The following is a 20,044-nucleotide window of genomic DNA, read 5'->3' on the forward strand; positions in this document are numbered from 1 at the left end:
ATGGCACCGCTGGCGTTCGGGGTGAAGATGATCTCGTACTCCTCGGGTGATGCATGGAAGAAGCGGTAGATCTCCGCGCGGGCCTTCTCGTAGGCCGCCTCGGCGGTGCGTGAGCCGGTGTGTGGGTTGCCGAGGATCGTCCTCTTGAGGACGTGATGATCGAACTCGACAAGGCTCTCGGGAACGAGGGCCGCGCCGACATGGTCCAGATAGGTCTCCAGGTGGGCATCCAGGCGCGAGAACTCCGCGCGCCGCAGTGCCTCGACCTCGTCCTCCACATACTCCGGATGGTCGGCCAGGAGGGCGGCCTTCATCGTGCGATAGCTCCGGAGGAGGGGCAGCTCGAATCGAGGGCTTCGTTGCGCGCCACGATGGTCCACCAACTCGGCCGCCATGGCGCGGAACGCGCTCAGGGGGCCGAAGTCAGGCAGCGCTGTGACGGCGACGTTCGCCTTGCTCTCCGGGTCGACCGCGCCGCGCAGGAGCCAGGCGTTGCCTTGCAGGCCGCTCCGGGTGGAGATCCTTTCAAATCTCGCGCACGAGGAACGTTTCATAGGGCTCGAAGCGCTCGGGCCCGAGGACACAGTCAGAGAACTCCCTGAACGCGCTCAGCTTCATTGGGGTTCGAGTGCTGTCTTGGAGGAATGTGTTGCAGATGTATGCATGTGCGCGCTCAGACAGAGGCTGGGGGATGAGCGCGCTCAGTATTGGAATGGCCTTTCCCGCGTCAGGGTCGTCTTCCAGGGCAGGTGTCACCCCATGGACATCGCGTGAGTGTTCGGATTCATCGCGGCGCCCGGGCAAAGACGTACCGTCGACGCATGCCTGGAGATGCCTCGCTTCGCAAGTGGGCCGTGGGGGGCCTTCAGGGTGACAGGGCTTTCAGCTTCCGGGTGCTCTCCGTGAGGAGCGTGGCTCGTGACTCCGTGTTGAGGGCGGGGTCCTTGGGGGCCCGCTCGACGGCGCGCGCAAAGGCCTGGCGAGCAGCGTCCTTCTGTCCCGCCGCCAGGTAGCCATCTCCCAGGCTGTCCGAGGCATTGGCCGAGGTGGGATGGAAGTGCTCCGCGAGGCGGAAGGCGAGGACGGCGCGGTCGGGCTTGGCCTGGCCGAGCAGCGCGTAACCCATCGCGACGAAGACAGACTCTTCGACGATGGGCTCCTCGGGAAGCTCTCGTTCGAGCTGCTCGATGGTGGCGACGGTCGCGTCGAACCCGTTGGCTTCGGCCTGTTCGAGAACGGTGGCCGGTGGCGGACGGGCGGGGAGGGCGGGCTCATGCGCGAAGGTGGCCCTTGGGTTGTGGGCGACGGCCTCGTTGATCCGCGTGAGGCCCGTGGCGTCTGCCTTGAGCTGGAGATCGAGGAACGCCTCGATGAGCGTGCAGGTCCAGGTGAAGCCTTCTCCGCTCAACCGTGGCGTCGTCCCCTCGGGGTTCGCGGGGAACTCCTTCCTGAAGCGCTGGTGCAGATTGCCCTTGATGAAGCTGGTGTGGAACATCTGGCCCAGCGTCACCAGGTAGCGGTCGGAGTGCCGATAGGAGCGGACCGCGCTCAAATCAATCCACGGCTGCTGTCGTCGCAAGTCGAGGATGGCGGCCTGCATCTTTCGCGGCGCGTGGTGATACCCCTGCGTCACCGAGAGGATTCCAGGCTCGGCGGGGGGATTGGGGAACCCATAGGTGCCGTCCAGCCCCACGACGGCGGAGACGTTGGGGTTCTGCATCGCGAAGAGGATGGCCGCGCTGCCGCCCAGGCTGTGGCCAACCATGGCGAGCCGCGAGGCGTCCACGAAGGGGAGGGTTCGCACCACGGACCCCGTGAACTCGAAGTCTCGGACGGTGATGTCGACCTCGGCGGGGGTGAGGCCCAGCATGGGCTCATCGCTCGTTGGTCCCAGGGTGAGGACCGTGGCGACGACGTAGCCATGGCTGGCGAGGTACTCGGCCAACGTGGCATGCGTCGTGAGCATCGCCCCTTGTCCTCCCGTGGTGAGGACCAGCGGAAAGCGTCCCGCCGCGGCGGGCGCGTTGGCGATGGCGTTCACGGGCGTGGCGGCCAGGGCTGGGTAGGCGTCTTCCTCGCTTTGTCGATAGGCGCCACCGTCCCGCTCGGCGAGCACGGCCTCGATGCCCGCGAACTCCTTGGGCGCGCTCGCGCCTCGGAAGTACTCCTCGAAGCGGAGCGGCCGGCCCGTGGCGCGCGCGGCCGGATACCAGACGCTGATCCGCATCGGCCGGCCCTTGGTGTCCGCCGTGAAGGCCTTGCCGTAAGGACGCGTCGTGGCCCAGGCGCGGCTCGTGTCGAACCGATAGAGGACCTGATAGCCGACGGCGTAGGGCCCAGGGCGCAGGTCACCCCACAAGGGACTGGGACTGGGCGCGGCGGGGACTTCCTTGGCCGCCGCGGGCAATCCCATGCCCAGTAGCACGCACACGCTGAACGCCACGACGCTCGCACGAGTCATTCCGGTCTCCCGGTCCGCCCCCCGCGGACGCCCACTCAACACGAAGCGCGTGCGAGACGATTGCACGGCGGTGCGCTTGAACTCGGTGAGATCGCGGAGCGGTCGAGACTCGCCATCATCCAGGCACGGCGCGCGTGCCCATCCGCGCCGCCGCTTCTTGCGAGGCACGGGGCGCGGCGCCGGAGCGCAGTGCGTCAGAGCGCGGGCTGCTCGCGCTGCATCAAGGGCTCCACTTGTCGTTGGAGCGCCTGAAGCTGGGTGAGCTTCTCCCGCAGTTTGATGCGCATGTCGCGCGCGTCGGTGTGGAGGACCTCGTCGTGCAAGTCCTCGATGCATTCCCCCAGACACGAATGGAGGAGGTGGATCTGCTGCTGGGAGAGCTCCAGAACCATGGGACACCTCTCGGTCAGCGAAACGACGGTGGCACTCCTCCCCCCACACCCCGGGGAAGAAGGTGCGAGCGCGCGCGCGTCAGGCTTTGAGAGGCCATGGCTGCGGCTCCTGCTGCCTGGCGCGCAGGCGATCGCGGAACACGCCCGAGCGTAGCGCGTGCGTGACGGCCACCCGGTGACCCACCGGGTGCATCCCTTCAATGTGTTGGATGAAGGACACTCGCACCCCGAGGCGCTGGCCGAAGTCCGCGCCTGTCTGGCGCACGACTCCACGGCGAGCTTCGTCCCGGTTCGCGACGAGCCGCGCCCCGCCTGCTCGAAGTCTCCGAGCGCGATGGGGCGCGGTGTTCGCGATGCGGCGCCTCGGTGAGGAGGCGCCGCACCGTGTGCGACGACTACCGCAGCGCGATGAGCGAGGCCACGAGCAGCGACACGACGCTCATGACCTTGATGAGGATGGCCACGCCCGGACCGGAGGTGTCCTTGAACGGGTCGCCCACCATGTCGCCGACGACGGCGGCCTTGTGGACCTGCGAGCCCTTCGCGTGGCCCGGCAGCTTGCCCTTCTCGATGAACTTCTTGGCGTTGTCCCACGCTCCGCCGGCGTTGGCCATGTAGAGGGCCATGGTGGCGCCGACGACGAGCGCGCCCGCCAGGAGGCCGGCCAGCGCGCTCGGGCCCAGCAGGTAGCCCACGAGCGGCGGGGCGACGACGGCCACGAGGCCCGGGAAGATCATCTCGCGCAGGGCGCTCTTGGTGGAGATGTCGACGATCTTCTTCGGATCCGGATCCGCCTTCAGCTCCATCAGGCCGGGAATCTCGCGGAACTGACGGCCGATCTCCTCGACGATGGCGCCAGCCGCGCGACCCACGGCGAGCATCGTGGAGGCACCCACCAGGAACGGCAGGATGGAGCCCAGCAGCATGCCCACGATGACGTTCGGGTTGGTCAGCATCAGGCTCATCTCCGGCAGACCCGCCGCGATGCGCGTGTGGTTGACCTCGAGGTTGAACGCCGAGAAGAGCGCGATGACGGTGAGCGTGGCCGATCCGATGGCGAAGCCCTTGCCGATGGCCGCCGTGGTGTTACCCACCGCGTCCAGCTCGTCGGTGATGGCGCGAACCTCGGGACCCAGGCCGGACATCTCGGAGATGCCGCCCGCGTTGTCGGAGATGGGGCCGTAGGCGTCCACCGTCATGACGACGGCCGTGCCACCCAGCATGCCCACGGCGGACATCGCGATGCCGTACAGGCCGAGCGCGCGGTCCGCGATGTACGCCACCAGCGCGATGGTGGCCATCGAGATGCCCACGCTCTCCATGCCCACGGCGAGGCCGCGGATGAGGTTGGTGCCCGCGCCCGTGATGGAGGCCTCGGCGATGCGCTGCACCGGCTTGGCCGACGTGTAGTAGTCCGTGACGAGGCCGATGATGGCACCGCCAAACGCACCCGCGGCCAGCGCCACGGTGATGGCCTGCGACAGGCCGAACACCTGCATCATCACGTAGGACAGACCCACCAGGATGACCGGGGGCATGATGAGGGCGCTGCGCAGCACCTGCGCCGGGTTCATGTGCTTGAGGGCGCGCGCGATGAAGATGCTCAGCACGCTGACCACCAGACCCACCGCGGACAGCACCAGCGGAAGCACCACGCCCGCCAGCTTCGCGGTGCCCGTGGCCGACGGGTCGGCGACCAGACGGGCCAGGTCCGCCGAGTTCGCGGTCAGCGCCATGGCCATGGCGGCGACGATCGCGGCCACCATGGACTCGTAGATGTCGGCGCCCATGCCCGCCACGTCGCCCACGTTGTCGCCCACGTTGTCGGCGATGACGCCCGGGTTGCGGGGGTCGTCCTCGGGGATGTTCTCGATGACCTTGCCGGCGATGTCGGAGCCGACGTCGGCCGCCTTGGTGTAGATGCCGCCGCCCACGCGAGCGAAGAGCGCGATGGAGCTGGCGCCCACGGCGAACGAGTGGAGGATGGGCGAGAGCTGCTCATGGCCGCGGAAGAAGTAGTAGACGCCGCCCATGCCGATGAGGCCGAGGCCCGCGACCGCCAGGCCCATCACGGCGCCGCCGTCGAGCGCGACCAGCAGGGCGTTCGGCTTCGAGCCCGAGCGCGCCGCCTGCGCGGTGCGGACGTTCGCGTACGTCGCGGCCTTCATGCCGATGTAGCCCGCGAGGAGCGACAGGCACGCGCCCACCACGAAGCTCGCGCTCGCGATCCACCCCAGCGCCAGGCCGATGATCACCGCGACGACCGCGCAGTACGCCGCGAGCACCTTGTACTCTCGGACGAGGAACGCCATCGCGCCCTCGCGGATGTAGCCCGCGATGCGGTTCATCGTCGCATCGCCGTCCGGGAGCGCCTTGACGCGGAAGTAGAAGAACGCAGCGAACAGCAACCCCACGGCGCCGATGACGCCCGGTGCGACTGCCCAGAAATTCGATTCGAGACTCGACAACTCCATCCAATCCTCCAGAGCAATCCCGGGGCCCGACCTCCCCCTCTGGGGCGCTCGTACGCCGCACAGTGTGCGCGCATGGCCTATACGGGATTTCCGAGCCATCTGGGAGCCTTCTTGACAGTTGTGGGCCGGATGACCGGCAGGCTGGGGGGCTCGGGCGCGAACCTGTGGGGTCCACCCCTGGAAATGACCGGTTTTTGTGGGCCGCTCGCCCCCCTTTGAGCACACGCCGAGCGTGGCCCCTCCGTTGGTTGGGGGGCCTACGAAGTCGGTTGAGGCGGAAAGAGGGGCTCCTGGCGGGTACGAATCACCCCGCTGTGGCCGGGAGAGCGCGGCCTGCGCCCCGCCTCAGGAGCGGGGCAGGAGGCGCGCGAGTGCCTTCCGGATTCTCGAGACCGCGTGTGGGGGCGGTTCGACCGCGACGTGCTGCTGCTGCTTGGGGCCAGACGCGAGGAGTTCTCTGCGCGCCTGCTGGAGGTCCGCCGCGGACAGCGAGGGCTTCTGGGATTGCAGCCACGCCGACAGGGCCTGTGCCAGGGCCTCGGCGCTCGCGTAGCGGGCGGCCGGGTCGGCTCGCAGCGCGCGATGGAGAATCTTCGCGAGCGGGGCATCCAGGGTGGGCACGTGCGTGGTCGCTGGGATCAGTTGGTCGTTCAACGCGGAGGCGAACATCGCGGCCTCATGATCCTCCGGAAAGGGACTCCGGTTGCACAACAGGCGGTACAGCACCAGGCCCGCGACGTAGACATCCGAGCGCGCATCCAGGGCTTGGCCTCGGATCTGCTCGGGCGAGAAGAACACCCGCTTGCCACGGAGGACGCCAAAGGCGTGAGGCGGCGGCACCCGGTCCGTGCCGAATCCGTCGACCTTCACCTCTCCTGACGGCGTGAGATAGACCGTCGCGGGGGATAGGTTGTCGTGGGTGAATCCCAGTGACTCACCTTGCGCGCCACGCAAGGTGTGCGCGAAGTGCAGGGCACGGCACACGTCGACGAGGATGCTCGCGGCGATGGTTGGGGGAAGCTCTCGATGTCCGTGCCGCTTGGCGATGCCCTGGACGCGGAGCAAGTTCAGCGCATCCAATGCTTCCGATACCAGGAAGTGCTCCCCGTCGACGCTCCCGAACTCAAACACCCGCACGATGTGGTCGTGCTGGAGCCGCATCGCGAGCTGCGCACCCTGGCGATATGTCTCCAGCCAGGCGCCGTCAGTGCTCCACTCGGAGAAGATCCGGAGGAGCGCGATGGGGCGTGTCCCCTCCGGCGCCTCCGTGTCGAGTGCCCGGTAGAGCACGCCAGGCAATTCGACTCCGAGTCGCTCCAGAAGTTCGAACCTGCCGAATCGGGTCGTCATGCGAAGGCCAATCTGACCCGATGCAGGAATGCATGGCAAATGCGTGCGCAGCGGGTGACGGCGCCACGCCGGGCTACAGCGTGGAGCTGTTGGTCCGGACCTGCTGCTGAATCCAGGAGATGTAATTGGAGACGCGTGTGTAGATGCCGGGGAGGTTTGCTCGCGCGCAGCCGACGCCGAAGCTGGTGATGCCTTGCAGGACGTAGTTGCTCCCGGACTTCGAACTCAGGGGACCTCCGCTGTCACCTTGGCAGGAGTCCTTTCCCCCTTGTGCGTAGCCGGCTCCGAGCATCGCGGTGTCGTCGATGTGAATGCCTTGCGTGCTGTAGCCCGCGTTGAGGGTTGCGTAGCTGACCACCGGGACGGCCACCTGCATCAGGAGGGATGAAGTCGAGGTCCCGCCTTCGCGCGTCAGGCCCCAACCCGCGGCCAGCATGGTCGCGCCGACCGCAGGACGCTCCCCCGATGCCGGAAGGCAGATGGGGCCGACCACGGGGCCGGACGAGGTGCCGGTCTCGGGGCGGATTCCGGAGGAGCGGCCACACGTGCCGATGGGCGTCTTGACGAACTTGATGGGCTTCTCGAGCTTGAGGATGGCGACGTCGTTCAGGGCCGTGTCCGGGTTGTACTGCGGATGTGGAATCGCGCGCGTAACGCGGACATTGACTTGCGTGGACGAGGGGCTGTCCAGGTTGTGTGCGCCCGCGACCGCGATGACATCGCTGCCTCCATCCGCGATGCAGTGCGCCGCCGTCACGACGATGTCGCTCTGCTCCTTGGCGCCGACGCGGATCAACGAGCCGCCACAGAAGTGGCGCCCCCCAGACTGCAAGCTGATGATCCACGGGAAGGAGTTCGGGCGAGCCTCGACGCCTCCCACAATCTCCTGTCCCAGCGTTTCCACCTCGGTGCTCGGCTCCGACTCCATCCCCGTTCCGCCACAGCCCAGCAGACCCACCGCGACAATCCAGCCACTGACGAAGCGCAAAGCGCCCTCCCATTTCGAGCTGCCCAGCTCTTCGCAAGTCATGTGCCACGCGCTCAGGCCCGCGGGCCGTCGAGGAGCGCCAGCGTCGCCACGTCGACGGAGGGGCTCGTGTGACACGTCACGAGGCCCGAGCCGCTGCTGCGTGACACGTCAGGTGAATGCGAATCGAGCGCGGCGCACAGGAGGGTGTGTCCACGGCGGCGACGGCGCGCCGTGAACCGCGTTGTCAGTGCATGGGCTGACTTCCGCCAAGTGCCTGGAATCTGGCGCGCGATTCATTGGCAGGGCCCTTGCGATGGGCCGGCTCCGAAAGGGGCGAGTCATGGACGCGGACAGCACGCGGTGGGGTGTGGCGCGATGGGATGCAGGCAAGGTGTTGCGGTGGGTGGGACTCCATGTGGGGGCCGCGGTGGGGGGCGCGCTGTTCTTCTCCTGGAGCGCGGTGGCTGTGTTCGCCGTGTTGACGGTCGTGATGTTGGGCTTGGGCGTGTCGGTGGGGATTCATCGCGGCCTCATTCATCGGGCCTTCCGTGCGCCGCTCGCGGTGGAGCGCGCACTGGGGCTGCTCGGCACCCTGGCGGGACTGGGTGGAGTCATCGGCATGAGCCGCGTGCACCACATGCGCGACTTTCATCAGAATCAACCCGAGGCCGATTGCCCCGCGTATTTCGGCTACCGCGATGGCTTCGCGAGCGCGATGGCGCATGCACTCTTCCGCACGTGGGAGGCGAAGCAACCGGGGCGCTATCCCGCCGTCGAGCCAGGAGTCGCGAACGATGTGTTCTTCGTCGCGCTGGAGCGGCTGGGGCTCTGGCTTCAGGTACCGCTCGCGCTCGCTCTGTACGCACTGGGAGGCCCCGCGTGGGTGGCATGGGGTGTGTTCATGCGGCTGGCGCTCACGCAGGACGGCTTCTGGGGTGTTCACTACGTGAGCCACGTCGAAGGGGCGCAACCTCACGAGCTTCCGGGTTGCGCGGAGCAGGGGCGCAACGCGGGCTGGCTTGCCCTGGTGAGCCTGGGCGAGTCCTGGCACAACAATCACCATGCCCGTCCCAGCTCGGCGCGGATGGGCTGGAGCTGGCGCCAGCCGGATCCCGGCTGGTGGATGATTCGAGGGCTCGCCGCGCTGGGGCTCGTCTGGGATGTCCAGACACCGGAGAACGTGCCGTTGCGTCCCGGCGTGCGCGTCGCTCGGTCCGCGCGCTACTCCCCGCGGAGCGCGATGACGGGGTCCACGTGGGGGGCGCGACGCGCGGGCAGCCAGGTGGCGAGCAGGGCCACCGCGCTGAGCAACAGGGCCACGCCCGCGAAGGTCCATGATGGGTCCAGTGGCGCCACGCCATACAGAAGTGGCGAGAGCATCCGCGACAACGCCCGGGTGAGGGGCCACGAGAGTCCCAGGCCCAGCGCCCCGCCCGGGGTCGACAGTCGCAGTCCTTGTCTCAGCATGCGCTGGAGCACCTCGCCCGGTGTCGCGCCCAGCGCGATGCGGATTCCCAGCTCGCGCGTGCGCTGCACCACCGAGAAGGCGATGCCCCCGGCGATGCCGAGCGCCGCCAGCAGCAAAGCCGCTCCGGCGAACAGCCCCATCCGCGACGCGGAGAGTCGCGTCGAGCCGAATGAGTCGTTCACCTCCCGCGCGAGCGGCATCACGTCCAGGAACTGCGCCAGGAGTCGCTGGCGCCTCGCGCCCAGGGCCGCGCGGATGGCCACCTCCCGTCCTCGGGAGACCGCGCGAGCAGCAGGTTCGCCACGCTCGAACAGGCCACGAGCAGCACGAACCCCACGGCGCCCAGCAGCAGTCGGAGCGTGCCGCGCACGTCGCCCACCGTTCGCTCGACGACCGACTTCAACGAGCTGGCCCAGCCCACCTCGCGGGATCGCTCCGGATGGGCCTCCGCGCGAGTGATGTCTGGCTTCAGACGTCCCAGGACCGACAGGTAGCGCGCGCCACGGTAGGTCTCGGTGAAGTGCTCGGCTGGCGGCGCCAGGGGGATGAAGACATCCGTGCTCGCGGGATAGACGCCGTCGGCGGGGAGACTGAAGACCGCGCTGTTGGCGCCAATTCCAAGCGCGAGCGCCAGCACCGCCATGAGCGTGAAGCCTGGGCTGTTGCGCAGCGCCCGCAGCGCATACCGCACGTCTTGTAAGCGGGGCTCCATGGGGCTTCGTGCGCGAAGCAAACCTCCTGCGCGTGGAGAGTGGAACGCCAATGGCGCGGAATCACGCGGCCTGTCGGGCTGGCTGTGTTCGAGTGCGCGACGCGCGATCCCAAGACCGAACGCGCGTGGGCCACGGCACCGTCCCTTCGCGCGGCGCCGTCGGGGCTCGTGGACTCGACAGCGCCGGGGGCCTCGCGCGGATGAAGCGTTGACTCCGTGCGGGTGATGGGGGACGGGGAGGGATGGCTCTGCGCAAGGTCCAGGTACCCCATGCGGTCGCAGGCGAGCGACTCGACCGGTTCCTCACGAAGCATGTCCCCGGGCTGACCCCGGAGCGGGCCCGTGCGCTCTTGGACGCGGGCCGGGTGCGCATCCGGGGCAAGAAAGCGCAGGCCACGCGCAAGCTGTGGGGCGGTGAGGAACTGGAGGTCGAGACGCCGGAGGCGCGTCCCTCGCCGCATGCGTCGAGCGAAGGGCCTCCGCTCCCCATCTTGTATGACGATGCCGCGCTCGTCGTGGTGGACAAGCCGCCGGGGCTCGTCGTGGAGCCCGAGGGGCGGGCCGCGTCCGTGGTGGGGCTGCTCGCGGCGCGGTGTCCTCCGTTCGATGTGGAGGGGCTCGCGCAGCCGGGGGTGGTGCACCGGTTGGATCGCGAGACGAGCGGGTGTCTCGCGCTCACGCGCACGGACGTGGCGACGGCGGCCCTGCTCCAGTCGTTCCAGGCGAAGCGCGTGGACAAGCGATACCAGACGCTGGTGCTGGGGCGCCCGCCCGACACGGGGCGACTGGAAGGGCCGTATGCGAGGGACCCGAAGGATCCGCGTCGCTTCACGACCCGCGTGCCCTCGGCGCGTCGGGCGGCGCTGACGTTCTCGGTGCGCGAGCGCTTCGCGGATGCCGCGTTGCTCGACATCGACCTGGACACGGGACGCACGCACCAGATTCGCGTGCAGCTCTCCGAGGCGGGCTTCCCGGTCTTGGGGGATTCGCTCTATGGCACCGAGGCCGCGCGCCAGCATCCCGCCGCGCTTGCCGTGGGGCGCCAGGCGCTGCACGCGTGGCGCCTGGAGGTGCCCTCGTCCGCGACGGGTCAGGTCGTCCATGTGGAGTCCGCGCTGCCCGAGGACTTCCTGCGCGGGCTCGCGCTCCTCCGCGGATGAAGGGAGGGGCTCCGTCCAGGAGGCGCGTCAGTCTTGCGCGTCGTTCGCTGGGGACACGCGGAAGAGGTTGGCCATTCCTGGCTTGGAGCGGCGCAGCAGGTCCTCCAGCGTGTAGCGGTCCAGCGTCTCCAGGAAGGCTCTCTGGGCCTCCGCGAGCACGCCCTTGAGTCCACACGCCGCCGCGATGGGGCAGGTGTTCCGCGCGGGGTCGAAGCACTCCACCAGGTGGAAGTCCGGCTCGGCCGCGCGCACGACCGTGCCCAGCCGGATGTCCCTCGGAGGACTGGCGAGCAGGACGCCGCCCGCCCGCCCGGGGCGGATCTCGACATAGCCCAGGCTCCCCAGCGTCTGGACGACGCGGACCAGGTGGTGCTTGGAGATTCCGTAGGCGTCCGCCATCTCCTGCGTGGACGTCGGGCGGTCGGGACGCGCCGCGAGGTAGATGAGGACGCGCAGCGCGTAGTCGGCGTGAAGGGTGAGATGCAAGGTCAGGCGGCTCCGGCGCGGGGCCCCCCTGGCGGTGTGCTCGGTAGGAAGGCATCCGCGTGGATGTCCTTCAGGGAGAACCCCGCCAGGAAGAGCTTCTTGCGCAGGGATAGCACCCCTTCGACGTTGCCGCAGAGGTAGGCCCGCCATCCCTGAGGCCGCTTGGGCAGGACGGTGGGGAGGAGCGCCTCGATGCTCCCCTCCTCCACGCCAGCCCCGCCGCCGCACAGCACGTTCGGGCGGTAGCGGAAGTTCGGGTGCCGCGCCGCCAGCTCGCGCAGCGTCTCCACGAGGTACAGCCCGCCTGGCTCCCGCGCGCCGTGGAAGAGGAAGAGCGGCCCGGTATGCCCTTGCTCCAGCGCGTCTCGGGCAATGCCATACAGCGGCGCGAGTCCCGTCCCCGTGCCCGCCAGGAGCAGCGGTGCCTCGGGGTTGCCAGGTACGTAGAAGCACTCGCCCGCGGGGCCTTGCAGCGCGACCTGCTCACCGAGACGGGCCTCGCGGGCCAGCCAGCCGCTCAGGGTGCCGCCCGGGACCAGGCGCACGTGCAGCTCCAGGTGTTTCTCCCGAGGCAGGCTCGCCAGCGAATAGCTGCGCGCGAGTCCATCCGCGCGCAGCAGGGTGACGTACTGGCCCGCGCGATAGTCGAGCGTCGCCTCGGGTTCCAGACGGACGCGCAGCACATCCGTCGTGAGTCGCTCCAAGGCGGTGAGCCGCGCGGGCACGCGCAGGTCTTGTGCCCCCGCTACCTCCAGGCCCGTGCCCTCGGGCAGCTTGCACATGCAGGCGAGAAAGTAGCTTCGGGCCTTGAGCGTGTCCTTGAGTCCGACCTGCGCCGCGGAGGGAACGCTGCCCGCCACGCCTCGCATCATGCAGGACTGACAGGCCCCCGCTCTGCACGCGTGGGGAACCGTCACCCCTTGCCGCAAGAGGCCGTCGAGGACGGTCTCCTCGGGCTCCAGCGGGTACCACGTCGACTCGACTTTCACTCTCGCCATGGCGTGGGCCCAGGTGCTTCAGCGGTTCAGCACATCCGCGCGGGCACCCTCTGCGACCGCCATCACCTGCCTCACGAGGTCCGCCGATACACCCAGCTCCTCCAGCGTCCCCTGGAGATGCTCCGCCACCGCGTTGAAGTGGATGTCATTCAGGCCCCGCTTCACCAGGTGGCGGTGACCCTCGCGCATGTCCTTGCCCGAGTAGTGCGAAGGGCCGCCGCACACCATCGTCAAGAAGGCCTGCTGCTTCGCGGCCTGCCGGTCCATGTCCACGTCCTCGAAGTAGTGGCTGATGCGGTCATCCGCGAGGACCTTCCGGTAGAAAAGCTCCACCGCCGCCGCCATCGCCGGCTCTCCGCCCAACTGCTCGTACACGCTCGACATGTCCGCGCTCCCTCGCCCGAGACCGGGCGCATAAAGATGCATTCTGAATGCATCGTTTTGCTCGAAGCGTCAATTCATCGGGGAAAGGGGGGCTGCTCGCAGCGAGTCCTTGGGCTAACAGACTGGGCGTCGCATGCAGGAACGCGCCCGGTGTCAGCTAATCGGGGAGGGCTCCGTCCGCGCGCGCCGTACTCTTGCCAGTGGGAGCTCCGTGGGGGCTGGCGCGTCACACGTCGCGAGCACGTCCACGGAAGACGCCATGGATTTGATTGTCGAGACCGACCTCGGACGCGACCCCGATGACTTCTTTGCCCTGCTCTACCTGGTCGCGGCGGGAGCCCGCATCCGCGCCATCACCCTGTCCCCAGGTGACAAGGACCAGGTGGCTGTCGCCCGCTTCCTCTGTCGTGAGCTGGGGCTGGACATCCCGATTGGTAGCGCTGGGCCCGAGCGAGAGAAGTCCAGCGTGGGCAGCGTCCACGTGGACCTGCTCAAGAAGTACCAGTGGCCCAGTCGCCAGCCACCGGATGCGCTGGGCCAGGACGTGCTGCGCGAGACCATGGCGCGCTACCCCGAGGCCGAGTGGTTCATCATCGGCCCGCTCCAGAATGTCGGCGGCTACCTCGCGAGTGATTCGCCCAGGCTTCCCCGCCGCGCCACCATGCAAGGCGGCTTCGTGGGGTATCACCTGCATGCCCCGTCGGTGCGGCTCGAGAAGTTCGAGGGCCGAGAGTCCGTGGCGACCTTCAACCTGAATGGTGACGTGAAGAGCGCCCAGCGCTTCCTCACCCACGACATCCCTCGGCGCTTCGTGGGCAAGAACGTCTGCCACACCATGGTCTATGACCGGGACATCCTGCGGCGGCATCGGGAGCACCCGCCGCGCTCTCGCGCCATGGAGCTCTTCCTGGAGGCCATGGCGATGTATCTCGCCCACTCGCCAGAGAAGATGTTCCATGACCCCACCGCCGCGGTCTGTCACCTGCATCCCGAGGTGGGCACGTGGCTCCCGGGCGAACTCTTCCGCGAGAAGGGCGGCTGGGGGACGCGCCCGGGAGGCCGAGACGCGATGCTCGTCGAGCTTCAGCGCGAGGCGGTCTGGACGCACATCTTCACGGGCACGTAGTCGCTCGCCGTCACGTCAAGGCGTGCCGGCGAGCCGGCTCTCACGAAACTGGCCGGGCGCCACCACGGACACGAAACTCCGCGCCGCGGGATGCCAGGCCGTGGGCTTCAGCTCCGCGTCGACGAGGAGGCGCTCGCCGGTCTCCCAGTTCCAGACGGCCGTGCCCTCGTCCGATGCGCGGGTGAGCAGGAATTGCCCATCGCAGTGGAAGTCTCCCCGAGGCCCCGGGAACCAGCGGCGCAGCTTGCCGGACTCGATGTCGAGAACGAGCGCCGCGTCGAAGAGGGTCCTGTCGGTGCTGCCGAATCCCCAGACCGCGAGGAGTCGCGGGCCGACAAAGCACCGAGGGCCATCCCAGAAGTACTCGACCTGTCGGAGTGACTTCCGCGAGGGGCCGTCCTCGGATTCCCACACATTCTCGTGCAGCCAGCGGCGCAGGGAGAGGCTCGTCAAGATGCCCACCGGGTGCCAGACCCAACCATCGTCCACGAGCCACTGCCCATCGGGGGAGACCGTCAGGCCACAGTGGAAGTAGTCGAGCCCGTGGGCTTTCGCGTCCTCGGACTTCGTCGCCGCATCGTCTGGGCGGGGCGTCAGTCGCTCGCCGGTGGAGGGATCGGAGATGTCGAGCTGGTTCCACTCCGTGCCGTGCACGAGCAGGGTGCGGTCGCCGTCGCGGAAGAACGCCAGGGGGAACTGGCAATGCGTCACATGGTACGTGCCGCGGTCCAGCTTCATCGTCACCGCGCCGGAGTCCAGTGAGAGCACGACGCCGTGTGAGCCCGCCGCATTCGCCACCGCCGCGTAACGGCCACAATCGGAGACGTGCAGGGCCAGCGGCTCCGAGAGCACGACCGCGTCCGAGGGCACCGTGGCGAGGCGGGTGGTGGTCCCCGCCTCGAGGTCCAGCCGCAGCAGGTCTCCCGTGGGAGTCACCGCGAGCCACTGCGAGCGAGGCGCGCTCCCGAGCGGTTCGAGCGCGAGCAGGGGTGTGCCCGCCAGGGAGGGGAGGGTGTGCTCACGGTGCTCGAAGCGGAGCGCCGATGCGCGCGTGCGGACCTCGGGCCTGCCGAGCGCATGGAGGAGGTCTTCCAGTCGCTCGAGGTGCGCTTGCTGGCAGTCCACGCAGAGCGGCTGGAGGTCCGCGCGGGCGGGAGCGGTGGGGCCGTCGCAGTCATCGCACAGGAGGTCGAGGTCCTGGCCCTGGCCCGTGAAGCGGACCGCGTAGGGCGCGCCTGGAGTCTTGAGCAGGTGCGCGCACGCATGGCCCGCGATGGGCGCGGCATGTCCACAGGCGAGCTGTTCCATCGACTTCCTCCCAGGTGTGGTGGCTCGTGGCAGGCTTCGCATTCATCGCGCCGGGTCGCAAGCCGGCGCGCCGTGGAAGAGGGTTACGGCTTCGTAGGCGCGGCGGAGACGAGCTTCGCGATGCGGCCTTCCTCGCCCACGGCGAACGCGGTGTCTCGTGAGCGGGGGGAGGACACGGCGTGGAAGCCGGTGGTGTCCAGCGCCTCCCAGGTGCGCCCGCCATTGAGGGAGAAGTCGGAGCCCGTGGGGCCCACCGCGATGAGCCACATCTGCCGGTTCCGCGTGATGGCGGCGACACACGAGCGATAGCCAGTGGGGGGCGCGTCCGTGGGGGCGCTCCAGGTCCTTCCTCCGTCGAGCGTGACGGCCGCGGTGCCGCTTCGCTCCTCCGGCTTCTTGTAGTTGCCACCCAACGCGACGCCCGCCTTCGCGGTCCAGAAGAAGAGCGAGAAGACCCCCGCGCCTTCGCCCGTGGCCAGCGGGGTCGTCGCGACGGTCCACGAGTGGCCTCGGTCCGTGGAGCGCAGCACGCGCGCCACCGAGCCGCCCAGTCCGAACCACGCGTTCTCCGTGCCCTGCACGGCGATGCTCGTGCCGCTGGCCGCGAAGCCCGCCTCGCCTGGGGAGGCGGGGGGGATGGCTTCGGGGAGCACGGGCTTCCAGGTCGTTCCCCCGTCCTCGGTGGTGATGACGACGAAGCGGCCGTCCACCGGGTCGCTGAAGGCCACGCCGTGCCGCTCATCCCAGAAGGCCATCCCGTTGAAGAACGCACCGGGCTGCGGATTGGTGAACTGGAGCGTCCAGTGCGCGCCACCGTCGGTGGTCTTGTAGATGCGGGACTTGTCGCCGGGCCCGATGGACAGCACGTACGCGGTGCGCTCGCTGAACGCATCCACGTCTCGGAAGTCGAGCGCGTCCGCGCCAGGGACAGGCGCGGCGGACCACGTCTTGCCGCCATCCGTGGTGCGCAGCACCGTGCCCTTGTCACCGCTCGCCCAGGCGACCCGCGCATCCACCGCGCTGACTCCCCTCAGCCGCACGGTGGTTCCGCTGGTCTGTGGGTCCCACTTCAGTTCCGCGCTTCCCAGCGCGAGTCCCATCGCCAGCCAGATGCCCGCTGCCACCATGTCCATGTCTCCTGTTCGAGCCCGCGTCGAGGAGGATCCTCCATCAAGCCGCGGGAGCGCGTGGGAGAATCTTCACGCCCTCCACTCGCGCGCGGAGTTTCGACAACCATTCCCCGCGACGGGAGGGGCAATCGGGACCCGTGGGGCCACGTGTTTCAAAGTGTTGCGATGAATCAAACCGGTGATGCCGGGTTGGCGTGAAAGGCTCTGAATAGGCGCCGTGTCCGTCAGGTCTGTGAGAAAGGGCGCGATATCGCCCCTGATGAAAGGTCTCCATGATGAGTCTTTCGAGAACCTTGGCTGTGTCACGAAGAAACTCTCTCTCACTCTCCACGCTGGGATTGCTGGCCGCGGTGGCTTGCGGCCCGGCCCCCTCCGGCGAGGCTCCTGGCAACGAGTCCGTGCCCGCGCCACAGACACGCGCTGCGGCACTGGGAAGCACCACCGTGTCGCTCACGCCGGTCGCGGACGCGCAGGTGACGTCGGACGCGCCCACCACGAACTATGGCAGCAGTACGACCTGGCTCGTGAATCGGCAGAGCGCTCTGAGCTATCTGCGCTTCGACCTCAGTGGCATCCCGTCGAATGCGCATATCACCGCGGTCACGCTGAGCGCCCAAGCCTACGACGGCTTCGCGTATGGCGGTGATGGCAATGTCTACACGACCTTCGTGCCGGATGACACCTGGACTGAGACAGGTATCACCTGGAACAACAAGCCCGCGACCTCGGGGACCTCGTTGGGCGAGTGGTTTCTCTGGTACAGCTCGACACCCGAGAACAAGCTGGGCGTCAACTCGAGTCCGCTGCTCATTCCCGTGGTGCAGCAGGAGTTGGCGGGCGACAAGAAGTTGAGCTTCCGCTTGAATTCTCCGGGCTACAAGACGCGCTACCGCTCGCGCGAATACGCTGACGCCACCCAGCGCCCGAAGCTCGTCATCACCTACGAATTGCTGGATGTCACCACCGTGCTCGAACCCGAGGCGGATACGTATGCCAATGGCGACTTCTGGGGAGAGCGAGATTGGAACTACGGCAGCGCGACCGAGTTGCTGATCCACCCCTACTTCGACCGGCGAGTCTTCCTGCGGTTCAACTTGGGAAGCATCCCGGCGAGCGCGACCATCAAGTCCGCCACGCTCTCCGCCACCGCGTTCTTCGGTTTCTCTGGGGGAGGGGACGGCAACGTGTACACGCACCTGGTTCCGGACAACACGTGGGGGGAATCGACGCTGACGTATAACAATCAGCCCGCCGTCCAAGGCGATCCCCTGGGCTCGTGGTTCCTCTGGTATCCCCAAGAGTCCCCGAACTTTGATCAGGTTGGCACCACGAGCGATCCGGCCCTCATCCCCGCCATCCAGAGCGCCTCGCAAGGCTCGGATCGGCGCATCTCCTTCCGACTCACCTCGACGGGCGTACCGGGCTACCAGACGTCCTATTACTCGCGCGAGTCGCCGGATGCGACGAAGCACCCGAAGCTCACCGTGACCTATTCGCCGTAGCTGAGGCCCTCGTCCCCGTTCGAGGCCCAGCGGGGACGAGGGCTGTTCTATTGGCTCAGGGCACGGTCGACGTGCAGCACGAGGTGCATTGTCTGTAGGAGGCCGCGCAGTTGTTGTGGCATGCCGTGGTCGTACAGGCCGCGTCACAACTGTCGAACATCTTCTCGCAGGTGAGGCAGGGATACTGACGACACGCGAGCGCCTGCTCCTGGGCGGGTGCCGCCGAGGGCTTGGGGGAAATACAGACCGCGAGGCTCGAGGCCTCTCCCGTGTGCTCCGCCGCGGGGACTGACGTCGTGCTTGCCTGGGCCAGACCCGCCAAGAGAAGTCCCGCCCCGACAATGGACAGCCATGCTCGCTTCATGGAGACCCTCCTGCGATGCCGCGGGCGAAAGTGCCGCGCGGTCGAGGAAGTCTAGCAAATCAGGCAAGTGAAGTGAGGGTGCGAGGGCTTGCTCGCAGGAGAAGGAAGCCCTCGCGGAATCCTGCTCACACCACGTCGGGGTGGTACGGCTCGAAGTCGCCCGTCTTGTCGAACATGTCCGAGACGGGGACGGTCTTCTTGGGGGCCATGAGGACAGAGTCCGTCACGGAGGCCGTGCACGAGAAGCCACCGACGGGGGTGGGGTCCCCCAGCTGCCCCGCTACTTCGGTTCGCTTCTTGTTCTCCGCGAGGCCGTGGGCGAGCCGGTAGAGCGAGAAGGGCTTCCAGCCATGGTTGTAGATGGGAGGCCGTTGTCGGCAGAGGAGGTAGGCCCACGAGCCGGTCAGCACGAGCCCCTTGAGATGGGTCGACAGCGAGGCGACGTAGTCGCGATGGTCGGCGCTATCGAGCGGGAGGGATTGGAAGGGCGTCTTGGCGGTGTAGCTGATGCTTCCGCTGAAGAAGATGACATTCTGAAGCGCAGCATCCGCTGGCGTCGGGAGCGTGCCGGCATACTCCCGCATCTGGGCCAGCTCCTTGCGGAGGTTGGTCCAGACCTCCGCGGGGTCCTTGAAGCCATCCGAGGGCGTGCGGCTCGAGATGCGGCCCATGGTCTCGGGCAGGCCGGTGATGTCGAAGCCGATGAGCTTGGCCGCGGGGCGCGTGGCGGTCTCCGTCTCCTGGGCGCTCATGAGATAGCTGCCCAGCGCGGCTCGCAGGTAGGGGATGAGCGCGGTCGGGCCATCAATCGCACCGTCGCCCCACTGGGTGTAGCTGTTGCGCAGGACGTCCCGGTCGATGGTGAAGAACACGTACTTGATGGGGGCGTCGAAGTACTGTTCGACCGACTTCCAGAACGCGGTGAAGATGTTCTTCAGCGCCTCCTCGCGCTCCTCCATGTTGGAGATGGCCAGCACCTCCTCGCTGATGGTGGGCTTCGTGGGGACGGTGCCTTGGCCTCCCGCGGCGACGAAGTGATTCCCGCGCCCCTTGGGGTGGTTGAACGTCGAGAGGTAGCACGCGGGGACGCCTTCGCCGTGGATGGCGGTGACGAGCATGCCGCCCCATCGGTCACTGGCGACGAAGCGCGAGGCCTTGGTGCCGGCGTCGGAGTGGCTGTCGAAGTTGAGGACCGCGACGGGCCCGTCCAGCTTGCCTTGTGCCTTCAGGGCCTTCGCCGCGTAGAACCCCCACAGGTAGCCCGTGGTGTGAAAGCTGTTGTTGTCGCAGAGGGTGAAGAGCGGGAAGCCCATCGACGGGCTCAGCTTGATGAGGCCGTCGATGAAGGCATCCATCTGCTCCTTCGGGACCGCGGAGGACTTGTTGGTCTCCGTCACGGACGAAGGCGGGGGCTCCGAGGTGAGGGCGATCGAGGTGGCGATCTTCGTCCCGATGGAGACCGACGGAATGATCTGCGAGGTCGACGTGCTCTCCTTCACCTTCAGGGGCGAGGGCTTCGGGGAGACGGACACGATGCTGGGAGGTGTCTCCTGAACCTGAAGCATCGGAGACGACTTCAGGAGGCTCTGGGTTGGCGGAGATGTGACCGGAACCGTGAACTGAGGCTTCGGCTTGGGAAGGACCGTGGGCGGAAGCTTGGGCACGTCGTCCGACGAGGACGTGGTGCCGTCCGTGCACTTCGGGCACGAGCTGCCCTGATAGAAGGCCTTGTGGGTCTGACAGAAACCGGCCATCGCGG

17 protein-coding genes and 2 pseudogenes are annotated in these 20,044 nt (G+C 68.0%); 5 read left to right on the forward strand and 14 right to left on the reverse strand.

The window, feature by feature from the left end; translation table 11 throughout:
* From JGU66_29125 to JGU66_29135, 3 genes are all read right to left on the reverse strand, one after another.
* Positions 1-554 (reverse strand): hypothetical protein (locus JGU66_29125; protein MBJ6764848.1); only part of this gene is annotated, 554 nt, incomplete at its 3' end.
* A 311-nt stretch (positions 555-865) separates the two neighbouring features.
* On the reverse strand, positions 866-2,461 hold the full coding sequence (locus JGU66_29130) for a hypothetical protein (GenBank protein MBJ6764849.1): 1,596 nt from the start codon (positions 2,459-2,461) through the stop codon (positions 866-868).
* Positions 2,462-2,655: 194 nt separating this feature from the next.
* On the reverse strand, positions 2,656-2,853 hold the full coding sequence (locus JGU66_29135; protein ID MBJ6764850.1) for a hypothetical protein: 198 nt from the start codon (positions 2,851-2,853) through the stop codon (positions 2,656-2,658).
* A 157-nt stretch (positions 2,854-3,010) separates the two neighbouring features.
* Between JGU66_29135 and JGU66_29140 the strand changes: the two genes are divergently transcribed.
* Entirely contained in the window at positions 3,011-3,223 is a 213-nt protein-coding gene (locus JGU66_29140; protein MBJ6764851.1) for a hypothetical protein, read from the forward strand.
* Positions 3,224-3,248: 25 nt separating this feature from the next.
* Here JGU66_29140 and JGU66_29145 read toward each other — a convergent pair whose 3' ends face one another.
* The 3 genes from JGU66_29145 to JGU66_29155 all read right to left on the reverse strand — a co-directional run bounded on the left by JGU66_29145 (position 3,249) and on the right by JGU66_29155 (position 7,707).
* Positions 3,249-5,327, reverse strand: coding sequence for a sodium-translocating pyrophosphatase (locus JGU66_29145; GenBank protein MBJ6764852.1), 2,079 nt, complete (start codon positions 5,325-5,327; stop codon positions 3,249-3,251).
* A 345-nt stretch (positions 5,328-5,672) separates the two neighbouring features.
* Entirely contained in the window at positions 5,673-6,677 is a 1,005-nt protein-coding gene (locus JGU66_29150; protein ID MBJ6764853.1) for a serine/threonine protein kinase, read from the reverse strand.
* 73 nt (positions 6,678-6,750) lie between these two features.
* Entirely contained in the window at positions 6,751-7,707 is a 957-nt protein-coding gene (locus JGU66_29155; protein MBJ6764854.1) for a serine protease, read from the reverse strand.
* Between the two features lie 280 nt (positions 7,708-7,987).
* Here JGU66_29155 and JGU66_29160 point away from each other — a divergent pair.
* Positions 7,988-8,854: pseudogene (locus tag JGU66_29160) on the forward strand (fatty acid desaturase).
* Between the two features lie 14 nt (positions 8,855-8,868).
* Here JGU66_29160 and JGU66_29165 read toward each other — a convergent pair.
* Positions 8,869-9,827: pseudogene (locus JGU66_29165) on the reverse strand (FtsX-like permease family protein).
* Between the two features lie 242 nt (positions 9,828-10,069).
* Between JGU66_29165 and JGU66_29170 the strand changes: the two are divergent.
* Entirely contained in the window at positions 10,070-10,987 is a 918-nt protein-coding gene (locus JGU66_29170; GenBank protein ID MBJ6764855.1) for an RluA family pseudouridine synthase, read from the forward strand.
* Between the two features lie 27 nt (positions 10,988-11,014).
* Here JGU66_29170 and JGU66_29175 read toward each other — a convergent pair whose 3' ends face one another.
* The 3 genes from JGU66_29175 to JGU66_29185 are packed head-to-tail and all read right to left on the reverse strand — an operon-like array spanning position 11,015 to position 12,855.
* A complete protein-coding gene (locus tag JGU66_29175) occupies positions 11,015-11,473 on the reverse strand; it encodes an Rrf2 family transcriptional regulator (protein ID MBJ6764856.1) in 459 nt (152 codons plus the stop codon).
* A 2-nt stretch (positions 11,474-11,475) separates the two neighbouring features.
* A complete protein-coding gene (locus JGU66_29180; GenBank protein MBJ6764857.1) occupies positions 11,476-12,471 on the reverse strand; it encodes a 2Fe-2S iron-sulfur cluster binding domain-containing protein in 996 nt (331 codons plus the stop codon).
* Positions 12,472-12,489: 18 nt separating this feature from the next.
* Positions 12,490-12,855, reverse strand: a complete 366-nt coding sequence (locus tag JGU66_29185) for a group 1 truncated hemoglobin (protein ID MBJ6764858.1) — start codon at positions 12,853-12,855, stop codon at positions 12,490-12,492.
* A gap of 259 nt (positions 12,856-13,114) precedes the next feature.
* Between JGU66_29185 and JGU66_29190 the strand changes: the two genes are divergently transcribed.
* Positions 13,115-13,981, forward strand: coding sequence for a nucleoside hydrolase (locus JGU66_29190; GenBank protein ID MBJ6764859.1), 867 nt, complete (start codon positions 13,115-13,117; stop codon positions 13,979-13,981).
* 15 nt (positions 13,982-13,996) lie between these two features.
* Here the strand turns inward: JGU66_29190 and JGU66_29195 are convergent, their stop codons facing one another.
* Both JGU66_29195 and JGU66_29200 read right to left on the reverse strand, forming a co-directional pair.
* A complete protein-coding gene (locus JGU66_29195) occupies positions 13,997-15,289 on the reverse strand; it encodes a hypothetical protein (GenBank protein ID MBJ6764860.1) in 1,293 nt (430 codons plus the stop codon).
* An 83-nt stretch (positions 15,290-15,372) separates the two neighbouring features.
* On the reverse strand, positions 15,373-16,416 hold the full coding sequence (locus JGU66_29200) for an oxidoreductase (GenBank protein MBJ6764861.1): 1,044 nt from the start codon (positions 16,414-16,416) through the stop codon (positions 15,373-15,375).
* Between the two features lie 302 nt (positions 16,417-16,718).
* On the opposite strand from JGU66_29200, the gene JGU66_29205 reads away from it, so the two are divergent.
* Positions 16,719-17,921, forward strand: a complete 1,203-nt coding sequence (locus JGU66_29205; protein MBJ6764862.1) for a DNRLRE domain-containing protein — start codon at positions 16,719-16,721, stop codon at positions 17,919-17,921.
* A gap of 55 nt (positions 17,922-17,976) precedes the next feature.
* Here the strand turns inward: JGU66_29205 and JGU66_29210 are convergent, their stop codons facing one another.
* Both JGU66_29210 and JGU66_29215 read right to left on the reverse strand, forming a co-directional pair.
* A complete protein-coding gene (locus JGU66_29210) occupies positions 17,977-18,285 on the reverse strand; it encodes a hypothetical protein (GenBank protein MBJ6764863.1) in 309 nt (102 codons plus the stop codon).
* Positions 18,286-18,410: 125 nt separating this feature from the next.
* The gene (locus JGU66_29215; protein ID MBJ6764864.1) at positions 18,411-20,039 is read right to left on the reverse strand and encodes a hypothetical protein; all 1,629 of its coding nucleotides are present in this window, start codon (positions 20,037-20,039) and stop codon (positions 18,411-18,413) included.
* Between the last annotated feature and the right edge of the window lie 5 nt (positions 20,040-20,044).

The organism is Myxococcaceae bacterium JPH2, from assembly GCA_016458225.1.
Classification (GTDB): domain Bacteria; phylum Myxococcota; class Myxococcia; order Myxococcales; family Myxococcaceae; genus Citreicoccus.

Excerpts from the sequence above, each read along its gene's own strand:
- JGU66_29130 (MBJ6764849.1), bottom strand. The coding sequence starts at position 2,461 with ATGACTCGTGCGAGCGTCGTGGCGTTCAGCGTGTGCGTGCTACTGGGC.
- JGU66_29135 (MBJ6764850.1), bottom strand. The coding sequence starts at position 2,853 with ATGGTTCTGGAGCTCTCCCAGCAGCAGATCCACCTCCTCCATTCGTGT.
- JGU66_29145 (MBJ6764852.1), bottom strand. The coding sequence starts at position 5,327 with ATGGAGTTGTCGAGTCTCGAATCGAATTTCTGGGCAGTCGCACCGGGC.
- JGU66_29150 (MBJ6764853.1), bottom strand. The coding sequence starts at position 6,677 with ATGACGACCCGATTCGGCAGGTTCGAACTTCTGGAGCGACTCGGAGTC.
- JGU66_29155 (MBJ6764854.1), bottom strand. The coding sequence starts at position 7,707 with ATGACTTGCGAAGAGCTGGGCAGCTCGAAATGGGAGGGCGCTTTGCGC.
- JGU66_29170 (MBJ6764855.1), top strand. The coding sequence starts at position 10,070 with ATGGCTCTGCGCAAGGTCCAGGTACCCCATGCGGTCGCAGGCGAGCGA.
- JGU66_29180 (MBJ6764857.1), bottom strand. The coding sequence starts at position 12,471 with ATGGCGAGAGTGAAAGTCGAGTCGACGTGGTACCCGCTGGAGCCCGAG.
- JGU66_29185 (MBJ6764858.1), bottom strand. The coding sequence starts at position 12,855 with ATGTCGAGCGTGTACGAGCAGTTGGGCGGAGAGCCGGCGATGGCGGCG.
- JGU66_29190 (MBJ6764859.1), top strand. The coding sequence starts at position 13,115 with ATGGATTTGATTGTCGAGACCGACCTCGGACGCGACCCCGATGACTTC.
- JGU66_29195 (MBJ6764860.1), bottom strand. The coding sequence starts at position 15,289 with ATGGAACAGCTCGCCTGTGGACATGCCGCGCCCATCGCGGGCCATGCG.
- JGU66_29200 (MBJ6764861.1), bottom strand. The coding sequence starts at position 16,416 with ATGGTGGCAGCGGGCATCTGGCTGGCGATGGGACTCGCGCTGGGAAGC.
- JGU66_29210 (MBJ6764863.1), bottom strand. The coding sequence starts at position 18,285 with ATGAAGCGAGCATGGCTGTCCATTGTCGGGGCGGGACTTCTCTTGGCG.
- JGU66_29215 (MBJ6764864.1), bottom strand. The coding sequence starts at position 20,039 with ATGGCCGGTTTCTGTCAGACCCACAAGGCCTTCTATCAGGGCAGCTCG.